Annotated in this window: 8 protein-coding genes and 2 pseudogenes; 5 read left to right on the top strand and 5 right to left on the bottom strand. The window is 68.9% G+C overall.

Annotated features, from left to right (window positions below):
- Positions 1-77: 77 nt before the first annotated feature.
- Entirely contained in the window at positions 78-7,715 is a 7,638-nt protein-coding gene (locus ACFVWW_RS05335; protein WP_386876045.1) for an Ig-like domain repeat protein, read from the bottom strand.
- A 628-nt stretch (positions 7,716-8,343) separates the two neighbouring features.
- On the opposite strand from ACFVWW_RS05335, the pseudogene ACFVWW_RS05330 reads away from it, so the two are divergent.
- Positions 8,344-8,979: pseudogene (locus tag ACFVWW_RS05330) on the top strand (IS5 family transposase); the annotation flags it as partial.
- 65 nt (positions 8,980-9,044) lie between these two features.
- Here the strand turns inward: ACFVWW_RS05330 and ACFVWW_RS05325 are convergent.
- On the bottom strand, positions 9,045-9,602 hold the full coding sequence (locus ACFVWW_RS05325) for a hypothetical protein (RefSeq protein ID WP_386876044.1): 558 nt from the start codon (positions 9,600-9,602) through the stop codon (positions 9,045-9,047).
- 343 nt (positions 9,603-9,945) lie between these two features.
- Between ACFVWW_RS05325 and ACFVWW_RS05320 the strand changes: the two are divergent.
- Positions 9,946-10,164, top strand: a pseudogene (locus ACFVWW_RS05320) (hypothetical protein); the annotation flags it as partial.
- 289 nt (positions 10,165-10,453) lie between these two features.
- Positions 10,454-14,929 carry an Ig-like domain repeat protein gene (locus tag ACFVWW_RS05315; protein ID WP_386876042.1) on the top strand — a complete coding sequence of 1,492 codons (4,476 nt, stop codon included), beginning with the start codon at positions 10,454-10,456 and terminating at the stop codon, positions 14,927-14,929.
- 152 nt (positions 14,930-15,081) lie between these two features.
- On the opposite strand, the gene ACFVWW_RS05310 is transcribed toward ACFVWW_RS05315, so the two are convergent.
- Complete coding sequence (locus ACFVWW_RS05310) at positions 15,082-15,819, bottom strand: nucleotidyltransferase domain-containing protein (protein WP_386876755.1); 738 nt, start codon at positions 15,817-15,819, stop codon at positions 15,082-15,084.
- A gap of 166 nt (positions 15,820-15,985) precedes the next feature.
- Here ACFVWW_RS05310 and ACFVWW_RS05305 point away from each other — a divergent pair, with 166 nt between their 5' ends.
- Entirely contained in the window at positions 15,986-18,724 is a 2,739-nt protein-coding gene (locus tag ACFVWW_RS05305; protein WP_386876040.1) for an ATP-binding protein, read from the top strand.
- 136 nt (positions 18,725-18,860) lie between these two features.
- Positions 18,861-19,748, top strand: coding sequence for a pentapeptide repeat-containing protein (locus ACFVWW_RS05300; RefSeq protein WP_386876038.1), 888 nt, complete (start codon positions 18,861-18,863; stop codon positions 19,746-19,748).
- Here the strand turns inward: ACFVWW_RS05300 and ACFVWW_RS05295 are convergent.
- On the bottom strand, positions 19,726-21,159 hold the full coding sequence (locus tag ACFVWW_RS05295; protein WP_386876036.1) for a D-alanyl-D-alanine carboxypeptidase family protein: 1,434 nt from the start codon (positions 21,157-21,159) through the stop codon (positions 19,726-19,728). The two genes, ACFVWW_RS05300 and ACFVWW_RS05295, sit on opposite strands and share 23 nt — an antisense overlap.
- Before the next feature lie 464 nt (positions 21,160-21,623).
- The gene (locus ACFVWW_RS05290; RefSeq protein ID WP_386876035.1) at positions 21,624-22,568 is read right to left on the bottom strand and encodes a helix-turn-helix transcriptional regulator; all 945 of its coding nucleotides are present in this window, start codon (positions 22,566-22,568) and stop codon (positions 21,624-21,626) included.
- Between the last annotated feature and the right edge of the window lie 99 nt (positions 22,569-22,667).

Raw genomic sequence — 22,667 nt, 5'->3', positions numbered from 1 at the left:
CCTCATCCTTCCGAAGCATGCAAGCGCCCCGGCGCAGCTCAACGAGCTGGCCGGGGCGCTTTGCTGTGCCTACGGGGCTACGGGGTGACCGTCTGGGTGTCGATGGGCGAGGTCGAGGTGATGAAGCTGCTGCTGCCGTTGTATACGGCCGTGAGGCTGTGGGTGCCAACGCTGAGGGTGGATACGGAGAAGGTGGCGACTCCGCCGGTGAGGGTGCTGGTGCCGAGGAGGGTGGCGCCGTCGAAGTAGCTGACGGTTCCGGTGGGTGTGCCGGCTCCGGGTGGGGTTGCGGTGACGGTGGCGGTGAGGATTTTGGTCTGGCCGAAGACGGAGGGGTCGGGGGCCGAGGTGAGCAGGGTGCTGGTGTTGGCCTTGGTGACGGTGGTGGTGATGGTGGGTGAGGTCGAGGCGGTGAAGTTCCCGTCGCCGTTGTAGATGGCCCGCACGCTGCGGGTGCCTGCCGGTTGGGTCGAGGTGGTGAGGGTGGCGACTCCGCCGGTGACGGGCACGGGTGCCTGGGGGATGCCGCCGAGGAAGAAGGTCACGGTTCCGGTCGGCGTCCCGGCTCCTGGCGCGACGGGGGTGACGGTGGCTGTCAGCGTCTTGGGCTGCCCGAAGACGGACGGGTCGGGCGAGGCGCTCACGGCAGTGGAGGTGCTGGCCGAGCCGACCGTTTGGGTGTCCACCGGTGAGGTGGAGGTCGTGAAGTTGCTGTCCCCGTTGTAGACGGCGGTGAGGCTGTGCGTGCCGACGCTGAGGGTGGATACGGAGAAGGTGGCGACTCCGCCGGTGAGGGTGCTGGTGCCGAGGAGGGTCGCGCCGTCGAAGTAGCTGACGGTTCCGGTGGGTGTGCCGGCTCCGGGTGGGGTTGCGGTGACGGTGGCGGTGAGGATTTTCGCCTGGCCGAAGACGGACGGGTCGGGGGCCGAGGTGAGCAGCGTGCTGGTGCCGGCGGTGGTGACCGTCTGGGTGTCGATGGGTGAGGTGGAGGCGTTGAAGTTGCTGTCTCCGGCGTATACGGCGGTGAGGCTGTGCGTGCCGACGCTGAGGGTGGATACGGCGAAGGTGGCAACCCCGCCGGAGAGTGTGCCCGTTCCCAGAAGGGTGGCGCCGTCGAAGTAGCTGACGGTTCCGGTCGGGGTGCCGGCTCCGGGTGCGGTGGCCGTGACAGTAGCGGTGAGGGTTTTCGCTTGCCCGAAGACGGACGGGTCGGGGGCCGAGGTCAGAACCGTACTGGTGTTGGCGGTAGTGACGGTCTGGGTGTCGATGGGCGAGGTGGAGGCGTTGAAGTTGTTGCTGCCGTTGTATACGGCGGTGAGGTTGTGGGTGCCGACGGTGAGGGTGGATACGGAGAGGGTGGCGACTCCGCCGGACAGGGTGCTGGTGCCGAGGAGGGTGGCGCCGTCGAAGTAGCTGACGGTTCCGGTGGGTGTGCCGGCTCCGGGCGGGGTGGCGGCGACGGTGGCGGTGAGGATTTTCGCCTGGCCGAAGACGGACGGGTCAGGGGCCGAGGTGAGCAGGGTGCTGGTGTTGGCCTTGGTGACGGTGGTGTTGATGGTGGGTGAGGTCGAGCCGGTGAAGTTGCCGTCCCCGTTGTAGGTGGCTCGTACGCTGCGGGTGCCGGCGGGCTGGGTGGAGGTGGTGAGGGTGGCGGCTCCGCCGACGAGAGGCACGGGCGGCTGGGGGATGCCGCCGAGGAAGAAAGTGACGGTTCCGGTCGGCGTCCCGGCTCCTGGCGCGACGGGGGTGACGGTGGCCGTCAGCGTTTTGGGCTGCCCGAAGACGGAGGGGTCCGGCGAGGCGGTCACAGCCGTGGAGGTGTTGGCCTTGGTGACTGTCTGCGTGTCCACGGGTGAGGTGGAGCCCGCGAAGTTGGAGCCTCCGCTGTAGACGGCGGTGAGGCTGTGCGTGCCTGCGCTGAGCGTGGACACGGAGAGGGTGGCGACTCCGCCGGAGAGAGTGGAGGTGCCGAGGAGGGTCGCGCCGTCGAAGAAGCTGACGGTTCCGGTCGGCGTCCCGGCGATGGAACTCACGGTGGCAGTGAGGATTTTGGTCTGGCCGAAGACGGAGGGGTCGGGGGCGGAGGTGAGCAGTGTGCTGGTGCTGGCGGTGGTGACTGTTTGGGTGTCCACGGGTGAGGTGGAGGTGGTGAAGTTGCTGTCTCCGCTGTAGACGGCGGTGAGGCTGTGGGTGCCGACGCTGAGGGTGGATACGGAGAAGGTGGCGACTCCACCGGAGAGGGTGCTGGTGCCGAGGAGGGTGGCGCCGTCGAAGAAGTCGACGGTTCCGGTGGGTGTGCCGGCTCCGGGTGGGGTGGCGGTGACGGTGGCGGTGAGGATTTTGGTCTGGCCGAAGACGGACGGGTCCGGGGCCGAGGTCAGCAGTGTGCTGGTGCCGGCGGTGGTGACTGTTTGGGTGTCCACGGGTGAGGTAGAGCCGTCGAAGCTGCTGTCGCCGCTATAAACCGCGGTGAGGCTATGTGTGCCGACGCCCAGTGCCGAGGTGGTGAGGGTCGCGACTCCACCGGTAAGGGTGCCGGTGCCGAGGAGGGTTGCGCCGTCGAAGAAGTCGACGGTTCCGGTGGGTGTGCCGGCTCCTGGTGGGACGGCGGTCACGGTGGCGGTGAGGGTTTTGGCTTGCCCGAAGACGGAGGGGTCGGGGGCGGATGTGAGTGCCGTGGTGGTACTCGCCGTGGTGACTGATTGGGTGTCGATGGGTGAGGTGGAGCCGGTGAAGTTGGAGTCCCCGCTGTAGACAGCGGTGAGGCTGTGGGTGCCGACGCCGAGGGTGGATACGGAGAGGGTGGCGACCCCGCCGATGAGTGTGCCCGTGCCCAGCAGGGTGGCGCCGTCGAAGAAGCTGACCGTTCCGGTGGGGGTACCTGCTCCGGGTGGGGTGGCGGTGACGGTAGCGGTCAGCGTTTTGGCTTGGCCGAAGACGGAGGGGTCCGGCGCCGACGTCAGGGCGGTACTGGTGCCTGCGGCCGTGACGGTCTGGGTGTCCACGGGTGAGGTGGAGGTCGTGAAGTTGCCGTCTCCGCTGTAGACCGCGGTCAGGCTGTGGCTGCCGACGCTCAGCGTCGAGGTGGTCAGGGTGGCGACTCCGCCGGAGAGCGTGCCTGTCCCCAGAAGGGTGGCGCCGTCGAAGAAGTCGACGGTTCCGGTGGGGGTGCCGGCTCCTGGTGGGGTGGCGGTGACGGTGGCGGTCAGGATCTTGGCCTGACCGAAGACCGAAGGATCGGGGGCCGATGTCAGCGCTGTGCTCGTGCCTGCGGTGGTGACCGTCTGGGTGTCCACGGGTGAGGTGGAGGTGGTGAAGCTGCTGTCGCCGCTATAAACCGCGGTGAGGCTATGTGTGCCGACGCCCAGTGCGGAGGTAGTGAGGGTCGCGACGCCGCCGGCGAGGGCGCCCGTGCCGAGGAGGGTGGCGCCGTCGAAGAAGTCGACCGTTCCGGTGGGTGTGCCGGCTCCGGGTGGAGTGGCCGTGACGGTCGCGGTGAGGGTTTTCGCTTGCCCGAAGACCGACGGGTCTGGCGCCGAGGTGAGTGCTGTGCTGGTGCTCGCGGTGGTGACGGTCTGGGTGTCGACCGGTGAGGTAGAGCCGTCGAAGTTGCTGTCTCCGCTGTAGACGGCGGTGAGGCTGTGGGTGCCGACGGTGAGGGTGGATACGGAGAGGGTGGCGACTCCGCCGGTGAGGGTGCCCGTGCCCAGCAGGGTGGCGCCGTCGAAGAAGCTGACCGTTCCGGTAGGTGTGCCGGCTCCGGGTGGGACTGCGGTGACGGTGGCGGTCAGTGTTTTGGTTTGGCCGAAGACGGAGGGGTCCGGGGCCGAGGTGAGTGCTGTCGCCGTGTCGGCAGTGGTGACCGTTTGGGTGTCAACCGGCGAAGTCGAGCCGTTGAAGCTGCTGTCGCCGTTGTAGACGGCGGTCAGACTGTGGGTGCCGACGCTCAACGCCGAGGTGGTGAGGGTGGCGACCCCGCCAGTGAGGGTGCCTGTGCCCAGGAGGGTGGCGCCGTCGAAGAAGTCGACGGTTCCGGTCGGGGTTCCCGCTCCGGGTGGCACTGCGGTGACAGTTGCGGTGAGGACCTTGGGCTGCCCGAAGACGGAGGGATCTGGCGCCGAGGTGAGTGCTGTCGCCGTGTCGGCGGCGGTGACGGTTTGGGTGTCAACCGGCGAAGTCGAGCCGTTGAAGCTGCTGTCCCCGCTGTACACCGCAGTCAGGCTGTGGCTGCCGACAGTGAGGGTGGAGACGGAGAGGGTGGCAACCCCGCCGGTGAGGGTGGACGTGCCCAGCAGGGTGGCGCCGTCGAAGAAGCTGACGGTTCCGGTTGGGGTGCCGGCTCCAGGTGGGGTGGCACTGACGGTGGCGGTCAGCGTCTTGGCCTGGCCGAACACCGACGGGTCCGGCGCCGACGTCAGTGCTGTGCTGGTGTTGGCGGTGCTGACCGTTTGGGTGTCGACCGGTGAGGTTGAGGTGTTGAAGTTGCTGTCGCCGTTGTAGACGGCGGTCAGGCTGTGGCTGCCGACGCTGAGGGTGGATACGGAGAGGGTGGCAACCCCGCCGGTGAGGGTGGACGTGCCCAACAGGGTGGCGCCGTCGAAGAAGTCGACCGTACCGGTCGGGGTGCCAGCTCCCGGTGGGACGGCGGTGACAGTTGCAGTGAGAGTTTTGGCCTGGCCGAAGACGGAGGGGTCGGGTGCTGACGTCAGTGCTGTGGCTGTGTCAGCAGTGGTGACCGTCTGGGTGTCCACGGGCGAGGTGGAGCCGTCGAAGCTGCTATCCCCGCTGTAGACGGCGGTCAGGCTGTGGCTGCCGACGCTCAGCGTGGACACGGTGAGTGTGGCGACTCCGCCGGTGAGGGTGGAGGTGCCGAGGAGGGTGGCGCCGTCGAAGAAGTCGACGGTTCCGGTCGGGGTTCCGGCTCCGGGTGGGACTGCGGTGACGGTGGCGGTGAGGGTTTTGGCTTGGCCGAAGACGGAGGGGTCGGGGGCGGATGTGAGTGCTGTGGTGGCGTTGGCGGTGGTGACTGTTTGGGTGTCGACCGGTGAGGTTGAGGTGGTGAAGTTGCTGTCGGCGTTGTAGATGGCGGTGAGGCTGTGGCTGCCGACGCTCAGCGTGGATACCGACAGGGTGGCGGCGCCGCCGGAGAGTGTGCTCGTACCCAGGAGGGTGGCGCCGTCGAAGAAGTCGACGGTTCCGGTCGGGGTTCCCCCTCCGGGTGGGACTGCGGTGACGGTGGCGGTGAGGGTTTTGGCTTGGCCGAAGACGGAGGGATCTGGCGCCGAGGTGAGAGCAGTGGTCGTGTCAGCAGCGGTGACTGTCTGGGTGTCAACCGGCGAAGTCGAGCTGGTGAAGTTGCTGTCGCCGTTGTAGACGGCGGTGAGGCTGTGGCTGCCGACGCTGAGGGTGGACACCGACAGGGTGGCGACTCCGCCGGAGAGTGTGCTCGTACCCAGAAGGGTGGCGCCGTCGAAGAAGTCGACGGTCCCGGTCGGGGTGCCGGCTCCTGGTGGGGTAGCGGTGACGGTGGCGGTCAGCGTCTTGACCTGGCCGAAGACGGAAGGGTCTGGCGCTGACGTCAGGGCGGTGCTGGTGCTCGCGGTGGTGACGGTCTGGGTGTCCACGGGCGAGGTGGAGCCGTCGAAGTTGCCGTCCCCGCTGTAGACGGCGGTGAGGCTATGTGTGCCGACGCTCAGCGCGGAGGTGGTGAGGGTGGCGACTCCGCCCGTGAGGGTGCTGGTGCCGAGGAGGGTGGCGCCGTCGAAGAAGCTGACCGTACCCGTCGGTGTCCCGGCCCCGGGCGGGACAGCGGTGACGGTGGCGGTCAGGATCTTGGCCTGACCGAAGACCGAAGGATCGGGGGCCGACGTCAGCGCTGTGGTTGTGCCTGCGGTGATGACCGTCTGGGTGTCCACGGGTGAGGTGGAGGCGTTGAAGTTGGGGTCTCCGCTGTAGACCGCGGTCAAGCTGTGGCTGCCGACGCTCAGCGTCGAGGTGGTCAGGGTGGCGACTCCGCCGGAGAGCGTGCCTGTCCCCAGAAGAGTGGCGCCGTCGAAGAAGTCGACGGTTCCCGTTGGGGTGCCGGCTCCTGGCGGGGTGGCGGTGACCGTTGCGGTGAGGGTTTTGGCTTGCCCGAAGACGGAGGGGTCTGGTGCCGAGGTCAGTGCTGTGGCTGTGTCAGCAGTGGTGACGGTCTGGGTGTCCACGGGCGAGGCGGAGCCGTCGAAGCTGCTGTCCCCGCTGTAGACGGCGGTCAGGTTGTGGCTGCCGACGCTCAGCGTCGAGGTGGTGAGGGTGGCGACTCCGCCGGCGAGGGTGCCTGTGCCCAGAAGGGTGGCGCCGTCGAAGAAGTCGACCGTTCCGGTCGGAGTACCGGCTCCCGGTGGGACAGCAGTGACGGTTGCAGTGAGGGTCTTGGCCTCACCGAAGACGGAGGGGTCGGGCGCCGAGGTCAGGGCGGTGCTGGTGCTCGCGGTGGTGACGGTTTGGGTGTCCACCGGCGAGGTGGAGGTCGTGAAGTTGGGGTCTCCGCTGTAGACGGCGGTCAGGCTGTGCGTGCCGACGCTCAGCGTGGAGATGGAGAGGGTGGCGACTCCGCCGGTGAGGGTGGAGGTGCCGAGGAGGGTGGCACCGTCGAAGAAGTCGACGGTTCCGGTGGGTGTCCCGGCGGTGGAACTCACGGTGGCGGTGAGGATTTTGGCCTGGCCGAAGACGGAGGGGTCGGGCGCCGATGTGAGAGTCGTCGTGGTGGCGAAGGGAACGGTCTCAGCGACACTGACCGTGTTGTCACCGGAGTTGGCCACGTAGGCGTGCAGCCCGTCCGGGGTGATCGCCACCCCGATTGGTGCCACGCCGACGGGGATGGTGAAGGTGGTGGTGTTGGTGGCGGTGCTGATGACGCTGACTGTGTCGTCGTTCTGGTTGCTCACGTAGACGTGCAGGCCGTCGGGGGAGACGGCCACGCCGAACGGGGTGGTGCCCACGGGGATGGTGGCCGTGACGGTGTTGGTGGCGGTGCTGATCACGCTGACCGTGTCGTCACCCGAGTGGGCCACATAGACGTTGAGACCGTCCGGCGTGACCTCCACATCGAGAGGCGCGGTTCCCACCGGGACGGTCGCGGTGACCGTGTTGGTGGCGGTGCTGATGACGCTGACCGTGCCATCAACCGAGTTGGTCACATAAACAAACAGACCGTCCGGAGTAGTTGCGACGCCGAGGGGAACGGCTCCGACGGGGATGGTCGCGGTGACGGTGTTGGTCGCGGTGGAGATGACGGTGACGGTGTTGTCGCCGGAGTTGGTCACGTAGACGAACAGGCCGTTGGGGGTGACGGCTGCTTCGAGTGGAACGGCTCCGACGGGAACGGTCGCGGTGACGGTGTTGGTCGCGGTGGAGATGACGCTGACGGTGTTGTCACCGGAGTTGGCCACGTACACGTGCAGGCCGTCGGGGGTGATGGCCACGCCGAACGGTGCGGTGCCCACGGGGATGGTGGCGGTAACCGTGTTGGTCGCGGTGGTAATCACGCTGACGGTGTTGTCACCGGAGTTGGCCACGTAGGCGTGCAGCCCGTCCGGGGTGATCGCTACATCGGTAGGTGAACTTCCCACCGGCACGGCCGGATCGAGTAACGCTGCGACATTCGTGCGGCGGTTTCCGCGCCACACGATCCCGAGCAGTTGACGCCACTTCGGCTGAGAACTCTTGTCCATGAGGTACCCCTCGCGATCTAGATCCGCCTGGTCTAGATGGGGGCTGCTGAGGGATCGGCCACCGGTGCAGTCAGCGCACGGGGAAGCATGAGAAACGGTGCCGGCCGTCCAAGGAGCGCCCATCAGGTACTGCCACTGACCATTGCCAGCCAGCCTGCAACCACCAGTCCCCAGCCGAGGATGGGCGCCTCTTCAGGTCCAGTACCACGATTAACCCATCACGCCAGAACCCCGCACAGCCAAAAGAACCAAACATCACCCAAACGGACCAGCAACCGAAGACGCATAAACCGTTCCGGGGCGAATGGAAACTCGACTCTCCGAGAGGTTGCTGCTGGCAGGAGCCGAACCGACGGGGCCGTACGCCGGCCGGTCGGGCCGCGAGCCATGCTCTCGAGCACGGCGATGAGCGCTGTCGGAAGGTTACGGATTGCGTAGCCACGCGCTGGGTCATCAAGGGCGGCGTCGGAGACGTCGATTCGGCACGCATCCAGTCCATCCAACGCACCCGACGCACCCGTTCCAAGGACAAGAGCTGCTGCCAGGGGCGCGCAGCGCCTCAGGCGTGGTGGGCAGCGCCACCCTGCTAGGCCGTTTCGTTCGGATCATCTGATCTTTTGGTTCAGCTATGCCGTTAGCCGATGCGCAGTGGGCGCGGATCGAGCCGTTGTTGCCGGACCGGACGCCGAAACGTGGTGGACGGTGGCGGAACCACCGGCAGACGGCCGACGCCGAGGAGGACCTGAAGTGGGCCATCTCGGTCGACTCCACCATCGTGCGCGCGCATCAGCAAGCGGCCGGGGCCCGTAGAAAGGGGCCCCGGCCAGCGAGCCGCACGACCACGCCATCGGCCGGTCCCGCGGAGGCCTGACGACGAAAATCCACCTCGCGGCCGACGACCGATGCCGCCCCCTCGCCTTCGTCCTGACCGCCGGGCAGGCCGGTGATGCGCCCGCCTTCCCCGACGTGATGGCCAGCCTGCGCGTTCCCAGCCCACGGGGACGGCCCCGTACCCGACCCGACGTGGTCCGGGCCTACAAGGCGTACTCCTCACGCGCGATCCGCGAACAACTGCGCAGGCGCGGAATCCGAGCCGTCATCCCTGTCCCGGCCGACCAACGCAGCCATCGGTTTCGCCGAGGCGGCCCGGGGCGGCAGGCCACCGTCCTTCGACCGCGAGGCGTACAAGCAGCGCAACACCGTCGAACGCTGCATCAACCGCATCAAGCAGTGGCGCGGCCTCGCCACCCGATACGACAAGACCGCCACGAAACGGCGTAGCTGGTCCAACAGTCCGGGAACGACGGTTTCGAGGTCAGAGCTCAGGTGTCAGATGTCCCAGCTGAGGGTCTGGCCGTTGTACACAATGGACGCTGTGGCGTAGTGATTGGTGATGCCACACGTGTTGCCGATGCCGCATCCCCAGGTGTCCGTGTGCGTGAAGGTCCTCGCGTAGGACCACCCGATCCAGTTGCCCCAAGGGAAGCACGTCCCGGTCTGGTTGCAGTAAATGCCACCCTGACTTGCGGTGGTCATGGCAACCGCGGCATTGGTGCTGCAGTCGACCGTGACGGTGTAGTTCAACGTCTGGCCGCCAGTGGACGAGCCATAGCCTTCGGATTTGTAGCCGACGCAGCCGGGAACGGGTCCTGGAGTTGCGCTGATGTTGAGATGCACTGCACTGGTGGTCCCCAGCTTGGCTTGCGCTGATGCCTCCATGGCCGCCCTGATCTCCGCCGGGACGGCCACGGTGGAGCCAGTGCTGCTGTTCGGGGCGGCCGAGGCAGGCATGGCGGACGTTGCCGCCACGACGGTGAGACCCGCGGCGACGGCTGTCACGGACAACAGGCGGTACGCACGACGCGCGATCAACTTACCAATGGACATGATCGATCCTCCTTTTGCTGGAGCTGCTTGGGGCAGGCTTGACGTTTTGCTCATGCCTCGCACAACATGAGCAATTTGCGTACTTCCTCCTCGTTGGATCGTTAAAATCGACCGTTGCAGCGTAGGCTTCTCGATGTGGTTGGTCAACGCCCCCTACAAGCAAGGCTGTTGTAAGGTCTTTTGATCTCGGATCGGTGCTGGTCGGGCGATCCCGGGGAGAGCCGACGGGCGGTGGAACGGCTGGTAGGACATCTCGCGGAGGGCAGCGGCGATGTTCGTGCGACCAGCCGATCGGAGCAGCGGTCATTCTCGTCCCGGCGGACCAACGCGGCACCGCCAGCGCCGTGGCAGCCGAGGCGGCAGGCAACCCGTCTTCGACCGCGAGGCGTACAAGCAGCGCAACACCGTCGAGCGGTGCATCAACCGCATCAAGCAGTGGCGCGGCATCGCCACCCGCTACGACAAGACCGCGACCATCTACCTCGCCGGACTGCACATCTCAGGCATCTTCCTCTGCCGCCCGGTGATCCAAACGAAACGGCCTAGGTCGGGGGCACTCTGATCTTGGTTGATCAGCAGTTGGTCCGTTTGGGTGATGTTTGGTTCTTTTGGCTGTGCGGGGTTCTGGCGTGATGGGTTAATCGTGGTACTGGACCTGAAGAGGCGCCCATCCTCGGCTGGGGACTGGTGGTTGCAGGCTGGCTGGCAATGGTCAGTGGCAGTACCTGATGGGCGCTCCTTGGACGGCCGGCACCGTTTCTCATGCTTCCCCGTGCGCTGACTGCACCGGTGGCCGATCCCTCAGCAGCCCCCATCTAGACCAGGCGGATCTAGATCGCGAGGGGTACCTCATGGACAAGAGTTCTCAGCCGAAGTGGCGTCAGCTGCTCGGGATCGTGTGGCGCGGAAACCGCCGCACGAATGTGGCAGCGTTACTCGATCCGGCCGTGCCGGTGGGAAGTTCACCTACCGATGTAGCGATCACCCCGGACGGGCTGCACGCCTACGTGGCCAACTCCGGTGACAACACCGTCAGCGTCATCACCACCGCCACCAACACGGTTACCGCCACCATCTCCGTGGGCACCGCACCGTTCGGCGTGGCCATCACCCCCGACGGCCTGCACGTGTACGTGGCCAACTCCGGTGACAACACCGTCAGCGTCATTACCACCGCGACCAACACCGTCACCGCGACCGTTCCCGTCGGAGCCGTTCCACTCGAAGCAGCCGTCACCCCCAACGGCCTGTTCGTCTACGTGACCAACTCCGGCGACAACACCGTCACCGTCATCTCCACCGCGACCAACACCGTCACCGCCACCATCCCCGTGGGCACCGCGCCGGTTGGCGTCGCGGTTACCCCGGACGGTCTCCACGTCTACGTGGCCAACTCGGGTGACGGCACAGTCAGCGTCATCAGCACCGCGACGAACACGGTCACCGTGACCATCCCGGTCGGGGCCGCGCCCATCGATGCTGCGGTTACCCCGAATGGTCTGTTCGTTTATGTGGCCCACTCGGGTGATGACACGGTCAGCGTGATCAGCACCGCTACCAACACCGTCACGGCCACCATCCCGGTGGGCACCACCCCGTTCGGCGTGGCTGTCTCCCCTGATGGCCTGCACGTCTACGTGAGCAACCAGAACGACGACACGGTCAGCGTCATCAGCACCGCCACCAACACCGCCTCCCTGACGATCCCTGTCGGGGCGGCGCCGATCGGACTGGCCGTCACCCCGGACGGACTGCACATCTACGTGGCGAACAACGGCGACGACACCGTTACTGTCGCTGAGGCCGTTCCCTTCGCCACCACGACGACTCTCACATCGGCGCCTGACCCTTCCGTCTTCGGCCAGGCCAAAATCCTCACCGCCACCGTGAGTTCCACCGCCGGCACACCCACCGGAACCGTCAGCTTCTTCGACGGCGCAACCCTCCTCGGCACCTCCCCCCTCACCGGCGGAGTCGCCACCCTCTCCGTATCCACCCTCAGCGTCGGCAGCCACAGCCTCACCGCCGTATACAGCGGAGACCCCAACTTCATCGGCTCCACCTCGCCCGTGGACACCCAGACCGTCACCACCGCGAGCACCAGCACAGTCCTGACCTCGGCCCCGGACCCTTCGGTGTTCGGTCAGCCCAAAACGTTGACCGCTACGGTCGCTGCTGTCCCGCCGGGGGGTGGGACGCCGACGGGTACGGTCAGCTTCTTCGACGGCGCCACCCTTCTGGGTACGGCCGTCCTCGTCGGGGGAGTTGCCACCCTGTCGGTGTCCACCCTCAGCGTCGGCAGCCACAGCCTGACCGCGGTGTACGGCGGGAGCGGCAACTTCACCGGTTCCACCTCGCCGGTGGACACCCAGACGGTCACTACCGCGAGCACCAGCACAGTCCTGACCTCGGCGCCCGACCCGTCGGTGTTCGGCCAGACCAAAACGTTGACCGCTACGGTCACTGCTGTCCCACCCGGGGCCGGGACGCCGACCGGTACCGTCAGCTTCTTCGACGGCGCCACCCTCCTCGGCACCTCCCCCCTCACCGGCGGAGTCGCCACCCTCACCACCTCCGCGCTGAGCGTCGGCAGCCACAGCCTGACCGCCGTCTACAGCGGGAGCCCCAGCTTCACCGGCTCGACTTCGCCGGTGGACACCCAGACCGTCACTACCGCGAGCACCAGCACAGTCCTGACCTCGGCGCCCGACCCGTCGGTGTTCGGCCAGACCAAAATCCTGACCGCCACCGTCACCGCAGTCGCTCCCGGAGCGGGAACGCCGACCGGAACGGTGAGCTTCTTCGACGGCGCCACCCTTCTGGGTACGAGCCCCCTCGTCGGGGGAGTCGCCACCTTCTCCACGTCGACGCTGAGTGTGGGTGTGCACAGCCTGACCGCCGTCTACAGCGGGAGCGGTAACTTCACCGGCTCGACTTCCCCGGTGGACACTCAAACGGTCACCGGTGCCGGCACGGCCACGGTCCTGACGTCGGCGCCCGATCCTTCGGTCTTCGGCCAGGCCAAGACCCTCACGGCCACGGTCGCCGCCGTCCCGCCCGCAGTCGGTACGCCGACCGGTACCGTCAGCTTCTTCGATGGCGCGACTCTTCTGGGTACGAGCAGCCTCGTCGGGGGAGTTGCCACACTCACGACGTCGACGCTGAGTGTGGGTGTGCACAGCCTGACCGCCGTCTACAGCGGGGACCTCGTCTTCAGCACCTCGACTTCGCCGATCGATACGCAGACGGTCGCCAAGGCCAACACCAGTACGTTGCTGACGTCGGCGCCGGATCCCTCCGTCTTCGGACAGGCCAAGGTCCTCACGGCCGCGGTCTCCGCCGTGCCTCCCGGGAGCGGCACGCCGACGGGCACGGTGAGCTTCTTCGACGGTGCCACCCTGCTGGGCACCAGCGCCCTCATCGGCGGGGTCGCCACCCTCTCCGTATCCGCCCTCACTGTCGGCAGCCACAGCCTGACCGCGGTCTACAGCGGCAGCGGTAACTTCAACGGCTCCACCTCGCCGATCGACATGCAGACGGTCAGCAAGGCCAACACCAGTACGTTGCTGACTTCGGCCCCCGACCCGTCCGTCTTCGGTCAGGCCAAGGTCCTCACCGCCACGGTCTCCGCCGTGCCGCCCGGGTCCGGGACGCCGACGGGCACCGTGAGTTTCTTCGATGGTGCGACTCTTCTGGGTACGGGTGTCCTTGTCGGGGGAGTCGCGACGCTCACGACGTCGACGCTGAGTGTGGGTGTGCACAGTCTGACCGCGGTCTACAGCGGAGACCTCACCTTCAACGCCTCCACCTCACCCATCGACACCCAGACGGTCACGGCGGCCAACAGCAGTACGGTGCTGACGTCGACGCCCGATCCTTCGGTCTTCGGCCAGACCAAGACTCTGACGGCCACGGTCACCGCCGTCCCGCCCGCATCCGGGACGCCTACGGGCACCGTGAGTTTCTTCGATGGCGCCACCCTTCTGGGTACGAGCACCCTCGTCGGTGGAGTCGCCACCCTCACGACGTCGACGCTGAGTGTGGGTGTGCACAGCCTCACCGCCGTCTACAGCGGAAACCTCGTCTTCACCACCTCCACCTCGCCCGTGGACATCCAGACCGTCACCAAGGCCAACACCAGTACGTTGCTGACGTCGGCGCCGGACCCGTCCGTCTTCGGTCAGGCCAAGGTCCTCACCGCCACGGTCACCGCCGTGCCGCCAGGGGCCGGTACGCCGACAGGCACCGTGAGTTTCTTTGACGGTGCCACCCTTCTGGGTACGGGTGTCCTCATCGGCGGAGTCGCCACCCTCACTACCTCCACGCTGGGCGTCGGTAGCCACAGTCTGACCGCGGTCTACAGCGGCAGCAGCATCTTCAACGGCTCGACCTCGCCGATCGACATTCAGACAGTCGTCAAGGCCAACACCAGTACGTTGCTGACCTCGGCGCCGGACCCGTCCGTCTTCGGTCAGGCCAAAATCCTCACCGCGACGGTCGCCCCGGTCGGGCCCGGGGCCGGGACACCGACCGGAACGGTCAGCTTCTTCGACGGTGCGACCCTTCTGGGTACGGGTGTCCTCGTCGGCGGGGTAGCCACCCTCACCACCTCTACGCTGGGCGTCGGTAGCCACAGTCTGACCGCGGTCTACAGCGGCAGCAGCATCTTCAACGGCTCGACCTCGCCGATCGACATTCAGACGGTCGCCAAGGCCAACACCAGCACATTGCTGACCTCGGCTCCCGATCCGTCCGTCTTCGGACAGACCAAAATCCTCACCGCGACGGTCGCCCCCGTCGGGCCCGGAGGTGGCACACCGACCGGAACCGTCAGCTACTTCGACGGCGCCACTCTCCTCGGCACCAGCACCCTGTCCGGCGGAGTCGCCACCTTCTCGGTGTCCACGCTCAGTGTCGGCACGCACAGCCTGACCGCGGTCTACAGCGGCAATAGCAGCTTCAACGCCTCCACCTCACCCATCGACATCCAAACGGTGATCTCCGGATCCACCGCGGCCACCCAGCTGACAGCTGCCCCGGCCACCGCCACCATCGGGCTCGACGCACAGGCCCATATCGCCAGCCTGTCGGCGACCTTGACCTTGCTGAGCTCCGGAGCTCCGGTGCCTGGTCAGACCATTACCTTCAGGGTGGGTACGACCGTTGTGGCGACTGCTGTCACCAACAGCAGTGGTGTCGCCACCCGCACGAACATCATCATCAGTCCGTCGGCCATCATCATCGCCGGCAGCCGCTATACGGCGACCTTCGCCGGTACGGCCGGTTTCGGACCGTCCACAGCGATGGCGGCTCTCGTTCTCGCCTGAGCGAGCCTGGCTCGTCGGCGGCCGGAGACGAATGAACTCCCGGGGATCAGACGCCAACTCGGCAGTCCTGATCCCCGGGAGAGAACCCCGGCAGAACCCCGGCAGAACCCCGGCCCACGGCGCGGACGTGTCAGTCGGCCCGGGCCGGCGGGTCAGCGAACCTGTTCGCCCACCTCGTCGCGGCCCGCGATGCCTTCCCGGCGGTAGCCCTCCCACAGGCGGCCTCCCGCCGGGGCCAGCGCCTCGTCGACCAGGGCGACCAGTGCGTCCGTATGGCCGTCGAGGGCTGCGCGGACAGCGGCATTCAGCCGTTCGGGGAGCCCCGGGCGGGCGTCGGACAGGCGGCGGGAGAGCCATTTGCCGCCGCCGAGCCATGCTCCGTCCGACAGAAGGATGAACTCGGCGGTACGGCGCGCGAGTTCGTTGGTGATGAAGAGCCGCTCGCCTGAGTCCGTGCAGCCCGCCAGGTCGTCCAGGAGGTCGGTGAGGGGGTAGCGGCGGTCGTCCAGTTCCGACGCCGTCGCCTTCGGCGGCCCGTCAGCGACCAGTTGGCGGGCGTGCTGCTGCAGGCGGGCGCCCGCGCCGTCGTGGTCGATCAGCAGCGTTCCGGCCGCGCACATGAAGAGGAGAGGGCATCGGCGTTCGGGGATCTCGCGTTCCACATAGCCGTCCCAGCTGGACCGGGTGTGCACCAGGAGTTCGACCGGCCAGCCGGCGAAGCGCAGGCTTTCGCGGTAGGGGGCCGGGGCGCCGTCCAGCAGGACCACCATGTCCAGGTCGGAGTACGCCGTACGCCGGTGGGTGATCACGCTGCCGCCGAGGAACGCGGCGTACGCCTGAGGGTGGCGCTCGGCCACCAACGTCCTTGCCGCCAGGACCGGATCCGTCATCTCCATGCGGCAACTCTTCCAGTCGGGACGACGCCGTGCCCCTGGATTTCACGCCGGAGCGCCGAGGCGCGGTCATACGGCCGAATTCGAGTCGATTCAGGTCTGTTCCACGCCCTCCAGGGCTACCCTCGACACCTGACCTGCACAGTGTCCGAGAAAGGGAGGGATGCCGGTGACCCGGCAGGAACACTCGGTCAACCTCCCACTGCTGGAGCGTGAGCCCGAACTCGCCGCTGCGGCAAAGGCCGTTGACGCGCTGTGCGGCGAGCAGCGAGAGCCGCGAGAGCCGAGCCAGACGACCTCCGGCGGGATCCTCGTCTACCGGGGCGCGGCCGGACTCGGCAAGACAGCACTGCTCTCCGAAGTGCGCCGACTGGCGGCCGGACGGTGCACGGTCTGGTCCGCCCGTGGCGGCGAGACCGTGACCTCCGTCCCGTTCCATGTCGTACGGCAACTGCTGCACCCCGCCCTGACGGCGAGTGAGCTGACGAATGAGCCGACGAATGAGCTGACCCGCGAGCCGACGAGCGAGCCGGCCGACGAGCCCATGGACGCCCGCGAGCTGCTCGGTGACCGGTACGAGATCGTCGGCCCGGCGCTCGGCGTGGCCCCGCCCGGCGAGCAGCCCGCCGACCCTCAGGGTGTCAGGGACGGACTGGACACCCTGGTCGTACGGCTCGCGGAGCTGCGCGGCCCGCTCGTCCTCATCGTCGACGACGCGCAGTGGGCCGACCTGGAGACCCTCGCCTGGCTCGCGTCCTTCGCCCAGCGCCCGGTCGGCGGACTCCCCGTCCTCGTCGTCATCGCGTACCGCACCGAGGAGGCCACCGGCGAGACCGAGCAGCACCTCCGGAGCCTCGGCTCGGCGGCCAAGCTGCTGGTGACGCTGCGCGCGCTCACCTCCGAGGCCACGGCCGGCCTCGCACGGGCCGCGCTCGGTGAGCACGCGGACGACCCGTTCTGCCGCGAGGTGTGGGCGGTGACCGGGGGCAACGCGTACGAGACCGTCGAACTGCTCGCCAAGGTGCGGGACAGCCGGCTCGACCCGGTCGAGGGCTCCGCCGGCGAACTGCGCGCCCTCGGTGCCTCGTCGCGCGGCAAGGGTCTCATCGCCCGGCTGGAGGAGCTGGGCACGTCCACCACCCGGTTCGCCTGGGCGGCCGCCATCCTCGGCACGGACATCTCACTCGATCTGGCGATCTCGCTGGCGGGCATGGGCCGTGAAGAGGCAGCCGAGTGCGCGGAACGGCTCCGTGCCGCGCGCATCCTCGTGGGTACGGACCCGCTGGAGTTCGTCCATCCGCTGATCGCCGGCGCCGTCTACCGCGCGATTCCGCCCGGGGTCCGCACCGCGATGCACGGCCTGGCCGCCTGGGCGGTCTCCCGGAGCGGCCGGGGAGCGGCGGCAGCGGCGCCGCATCTCCTCGAAGTGCATCCGGACGGCGACTCCGAGCTGGTCGAACAGCTCCGTGAAGCCGCGGCCGAACATCTCGCGGTGGGAGCGCCGGACGCCGCCCGCCGCTGCCTCGAACGTGCCCTGCTGGAGCCGCCGTTGGAGACGGTGCGGCCCCAGCTGCTGTACGAGCTGGGCTGCGCCACCCTGCTGACCTCACCGGCCACCACGGTCGGCCATCTGCGGGCCGCGCTCGACGCCCGGCGGCTCGACAACGCGCTGCGGGTGGATGTGGTGTTCCGGCTCGCGCAGGCCCTGACGCACAACAACCAGACCGGGGACGCCGCCCACGCGGTGGCCACCGAAGCCGCCCGCACCGAAGAGGGCCCCGCCAGGATGCGGCTCCAGGCAGCCCACTTCCTGTGGGAGGGCGTGCAGGTCATCGAGGACGACGGCCCGGAGCGTTCCCGGCGCCTCGCCGAGATGGCGGGCGGCCTCACCGGACGCGACAACACCGAACGCGTCCTGCTGATGCTGCGCGCCTTCGACGGTACGGCCCGTGGCGAGAGCGCCGAGGAGATCGTCCAGATCGGTGAACGCGCCTTGCTGAACGGCCGGCTGGCGCCCGGCGTCGGCTGGACCGACCCCGCGTGGGGCTTCGAACCCCCGTCGCTGCTCGGCCTGTCCTATGTCTTCGCCGACCGGCTCGACCAGGCGGAGAGCCTGTTCACCGAGGGGCTGCGGGCCTTCGAGATCTCCGGCTGGAGCGGGGGCCATCTGGCCTTCGCCCATGCTCTCGTCGGATACCTCCACCGCAGACGCGGCCGGCTCGTGGAAGCCGAGACGTATCTCCGTGAGAGCCTGCGCCTGGCGGACCGGGTCGGGAACGGCCTCCCGATGCACTGGAACGCGGCGTGCATGCTCCTCGACACGCTGCTCGCCCGCGGCCATGTCGCCGAGGCCCTCGAAATGGCGGAACGCTATGCGTTCATCACGCCCCGCGCCTCCTCGATCGCCATCCCCGACGCGCCGTCCGTACGAGGGAGGCTGCTGCTCGCCCTCGGCCGTACGAAGGAAGGCATCGCCGAACTGGAGGCGGGCGGACAGGCGTTGACCGCTCGCGGACGGCACGGCACGGTCATGGCCCCCTGGGCGTGCGACCTCGCGAGGGCGGTCGCCGAGGAGGACCCGCGCCGCGCCGCCGAGCTCGCTTCGTACGCCCGTGACCGGGCCGAGCGCTTCGGTACGCACACGGCCATCGGCGTCGCCCTCTCCTGCGCGGCGTCCCTGGAGAAGGGCCCGGCCAAGGTCGAGCTGCTGGCCCAGGCCGTCGGTCATCTCGAAGCCTCGCCCTGTGCGTACGAACTCGCCGCCGCCCGCGTCGAGTACGGCATCGCCGCGGAGTCCCGGGCCGAACTGGCCCGCGGTCTGGAGCTCGCCGAGCGCTGCGGCGCCGACGGGCTGGCGGCACAGGCCCGTCAGGCGCTGGCTGTCGGCCGCCTGCCGAGCTGACCCGCCCGCCTGCCCGGCCGGCGCTTGAGGCCGTGGCGGGCGGACGATCCGGGCCGGGCGGGGGCGGCCGTCCGGTGAGCGGTACGCTCCACCGACGCCGACACACTGCGCACCAGGCAACAGGAGACCAGGACCCTTGTCCGACAAGCTCGACCCGTCAGACCCGTCAGACCCGTCAGACCGGCGCGACGGGCCCGACCGGCCCGGCTCCGCGGGCTCGGCCCTCGACCGAGGCGATCTGCGGGCCGACTGCGCGAACTGCTTCGGGTTGTGCTGTGTGGCCCTGACCTTCTCGGTCTCCGCGGACTTCCCGGTCGACAAGGACGCCGGGGAGCCCTGTCGCCATCTGCGGACGGACTTCCGCTGCGGCATTCACCGCACCCTCAGGCCGCAGGGCTTCCAGGGATGCACGGTGTACGACTGTTTCGGCGCCGGCCAGAAGGTCTCTCAGATCACCTTCGGCGGGAAGGACTGGCGGCAGGCCCCGGAGACCGCGGAGCGGATGTTCGCCGTACTCCCGGTCATGCGCCAGCTCCAGGAACTGCTCCGGTATCTGACCGAAGCGCTGTCGCTGGAGCCGGCCCGCCCGCTCCACGGCGAGATCCGCCACGCCCTGGACGAGACCGAACGCCTCACGCGGACCGATCCCGACACCCTGCTGGCACTGGACGTGGCGGCCCACCGAGGGGGCGTCAACACCCTCCTGCTGCGTACGAGCGAACTGACGCGGGCCCAGGTCAGGGGCAAGAAGAAGAACCGCAGAGGAGCCGACCTCTTCGGGGCGAAACTCAAGGGCGCCGACCTGAGAGGCGCCGATCTGCGCGGGGCGTATCTGATCGCCGCCGATCTACGGGGGGCCGATCTGAGGCTGGCCGACCTGATCGGGGCGGACTTCAGGGACACGGACCTGCGGGGCGCCGATCTGACCGGAAGCATCTTCCTCACCCAGGCGCAGGTCAACGCGGCGAAGGGCGACTCCGCCACCGGCCTGCCCGCGTCGCTCAGCCGACCGGCTCACTGGTAGTCCTCTCGTCCGTACGGCGCCGAATCGAGCGCCGTACGAGAATCAGTCCGAGCGCCCCGAGGCCGGCCGCGCCGGTGAAGGCGACGGGCAAGACGTACCCCGGCCCCGACTCGGTCCGCGACACCGCCCCTGTGCCCGACACCGACGCCGTACGGTCGCCCTTGACGGTCGCGGGCTGCGCCGCGAGTGCGACGGGTGCGGTCCTCAGCGCCTTCACGATCGGGCCGGGACCAGGACCCGCAGGTGCGGCCAGCCTCGGCGGGGCGGGCGGGGGAGGCAGCTGGAGCGAACCCACCGGAGTGACCCGGCCCGCAGCCTTGAAGCCCCAGTCCAGCAGCGTCCTGGCCTCCTCGTACACCGCCTGCGACCCGCCCCACTGCGGGTTCATCACCGTCACCAGCAGGGTGCGCCCGCCGCGGCGGGCGGCGGCGACCAGGGTGTAGCCGGCGTCCGAGGTGTAGCCGTTCTTGACACCGATCAGTCCCGGATAGGGCTCGACGCCGTCCTCACCGGTCAGCAGCCGGTTGGTGTTCTCGATGCCGAAGTTGTAGCCGTCGCCGGGGAACTCCGCGTCCCGGGTCGAGCTGTACCGCACGAACTCCGGGGAGGCGAGGCCCGTACGGCCGAAGACCGCCAGGTCGTACGCCGAGGACACCTGGCCGTGGGCGTCATAGCCGTCCGGGGACACGACATGGGTGTCGACCGCGCCCAGCAGCTTTGCCTTCTTCTGCATCTGGGAGACCGTCGCGTCCCAGCCGCCGTTCATCTCGGCGAGCACGCGTACCGCGTCATTGCCGGAGCTGAGGAAGACGCCCCGCCACAGATCCGCCACGCGGTACGACAGCCCCGCGTCGATCCCCACCAGGCTGCTGCCGTCCCCGATGTCCTCGAGCTCGGACTCGGCGACGGTGTGCTGGGCCCGCTCGGGCAGGCGGGGCAGCGCGGTGACGGCGAAGAGTGTCTTGAGCGTGCTGGCCGGAGGCAGCTGGAGGTGGGCGTTGTCGGCGGCGAGAACATCACCCGTGCGGGCGTCGGCGACCAGCCAGGACAGGGCGGAGAGGTCGCTCGGCGGCGCGGGTGTGCCGCGCTTGGGCCGCGCCTGTGTCCCGGAGCGGTACAGCACCGAGCGATCGACCGTGGCCGCGACCGAGGCGGCCGCCGGGGATCCGGAGGCCGCCGGTGACGGGGAGGAGCGGGCGGAGCCGGCCCGCGCCACCGGGGCCACGGAGGCCGCCGGAGCCGCGGGGGCGATCGTGGCAACGGTGGCCTCGGGCAGGCCCGGAGCCTGAGCGACCGGATCGGTTCGGGAATCCGCGGCGGCCGGTGGGGGCGCCGGCAGAAGGACCAGCAGGCCGGTGGCGAGAGCCACCGTCCCGGAGAACGCGGAGCGCATCACGGATCTGGTGATCATTCACTCAACTTAGGAACGGACCGCGTCCCGCGCACCGCCGCATGAGCCGACCGGAGGTATCCACGTCCCGCCCGGCCGGTCCGCCGCACGTAGCTGACGCCTAGGGCGTGTTGCGAAAGTCCCGCCTGGCTCGCGACGCCCGGCACGCACGCTCGCCGCGTTGTCGGAGTCGTCCAAGTACGTCCAGTACGAGGACGATCCTCCGCCTTGCGATCGCACGCACCGGACGCCGCGAGCCCCGCCCTGCGGGCGGACGGCGCTACTGTCGCAACACGCCCTGGCGCGAACGGGTGATATCGAGGCCCCCGGGCAGTCGGCAACGGACCCTCCAGCACCGCCGGTACGGGCTTCGGCCGCCCGAGGAACGGCGCCCGCTCGACCGCGCTCCCGATACCGTCGGTGACGACCACCACCGGGCACCCGATCGGGTGATTTTCCGTCAGGCCGTCCCGGTCATGACGGGCTCATCGGTCGGCCGGCGCGGCGGCCGGATCCGAGCCCGGGTCGGGTCCGGGGCCGGGGCCGGCGCCAGGGCCGGAGAGGTCGCCAGGGCCGGAGCCGGGGGCAGGCCCGGGCATCGCCTCGGTGGCGATCACGCTGAGGAGCCTGAGCTTGTCGGCGGCCTCGCTGCCGGGCGCCGCGGAGTAGGCGGCGATACGGAGGTCGCAGCCCGGCACGGTGAGCGTGTCGCAGTCCACGGTCACCGCTCCGACATCCGGGTGATGGATGGTCTTGCTGTCACTGTCGAGGAAACCGACGATGTGGGAGTTCCACAGCTCGGAGAACCGGCCGCTGACCCGCCGCAGCTCGCTGATGAGGAAGCGCAGCCGCACGTCGGTGGGGTAGCTGACCGTCGTGGACCGCAGGTCGGCGACGATGGCCGCCTCGAACCGCGCCTCCTGCTCCGGGGTGTGGGTGATCCGGCTCGGCAGGCCCGCGAAGTGCTGCCAGGCGGCATTCCGGTCGCGCTCGGGCACCACCGTCGGATCCCCGACGAGCGCGGCCCACAGCGGATTCCAGGTGACCAGATTCCAGGCGGCGTCGTAGACGCTGAGCGGGGCCCCCGCCAGCTGGTCGAGCAGGCGCTGCATGCTGGGCGGAATATGGTCCGAGACATGCCCGAGGGAGGGCGGCGACTGCCCCGCGAGGAGAAACAGATGCCTGCGCTCGCCGTCGGACAGCCGCAGGGCACGCGACAGCGAGGTCAGGACCTGGACGGACGGCGAGGTCGCCTGCCCTTGCTCCAACCGGACGATGTAGTCCACGGACAGGCCGGCCAGCTGGGCCAGCTCCTCACGCCGCAGTCCGGGCGCCCGGCGGGGCTCGCCCGCGGGCAGCCCGGCCTCGGCCGGTGCGATCCGGTCACGCCAGCGATGCAGGGCCGTGCCCAGCTCTCCGTGTCGGGTCATGCAGTCAGTATCAGCGCGTACGGCGACCACCGCTTGGTGCTGCTTGTCCAGGGAAAGAGGCGGGCTCTCCCGCCCCGCCCTCCACACTGCCGCCGCCGG

It is taken from the genome of Streptomyces sp. NPDC058198, assembly GCF_042882605.1.
In the GTDB taxonomy this organism is placed as follows: domain Bacteria; phylum Actinomycetota; class Actinomycetes; order Streptomycetales; family Streptomycetaceae; genus Streptomyces.
The sequence above is the reverse complement of the archived record's forward strand: the minus strand, read 5'-3'. Positions and strand labels throughout refer to the sequence as shown.

Excerpts from the sequence above, each read along its gene's own strand:
- ACFVWW_RS05335 (WP_386876045.1), bottom strand. The coding sequence starts at position 7,715 with ATGGACAAGAGTTCTCAGCCGAAGTGGCGTCAACTGCTCGGGATCGTG.
- ACFVWW_RS05325 (WP_386876044.1), bottom strand. The coding sequence starts at position 9,602 with ATGTCCATTGGTAAGTTGATCGCGCGTCGTGCGTACCGCCTGTTGTCC.
- ACFVWW_RS05315 (WP_386876042.1), top strand. The coding sequence starts at position 10,454 with ATGGACAAGAGTTCTCAGCCGAAGTGGCGTCAGCTGCTCGGGATCGTG.
- ACFVWW_RS05310 (WP_386876755.1), bottom strand. The coding sequence starts at position 15,819 with ATGACGGATCCGGTCCTGGCGGCAAGGACGTTGGTGGCCGAGCGCCAC.
- ACFVWW_RS05305 (WP_386876040.1), top strand. The coding sequence starts at position 15,986 with ATGCCGGTGACCCGGCAGGAACACTCGGTCAACCTCCCACTGCTGGAG.
- ACFVWW_RS05295 (WP_386876036.1), bottom strand. The coding sequence starts at position 21,159 with ATGATCACCAGATCCGTGATGCGCTCCGCGTTCTCCGGGACGGTGGCT.
- ACFVWW_RS05290 (WP_386876035.1), bottom strand. The coding sequence starts at position 22,568 with ATGACCCGACACGGAGAGCTGGGCACGGCCCTGCATCGCTGGCGTGAC.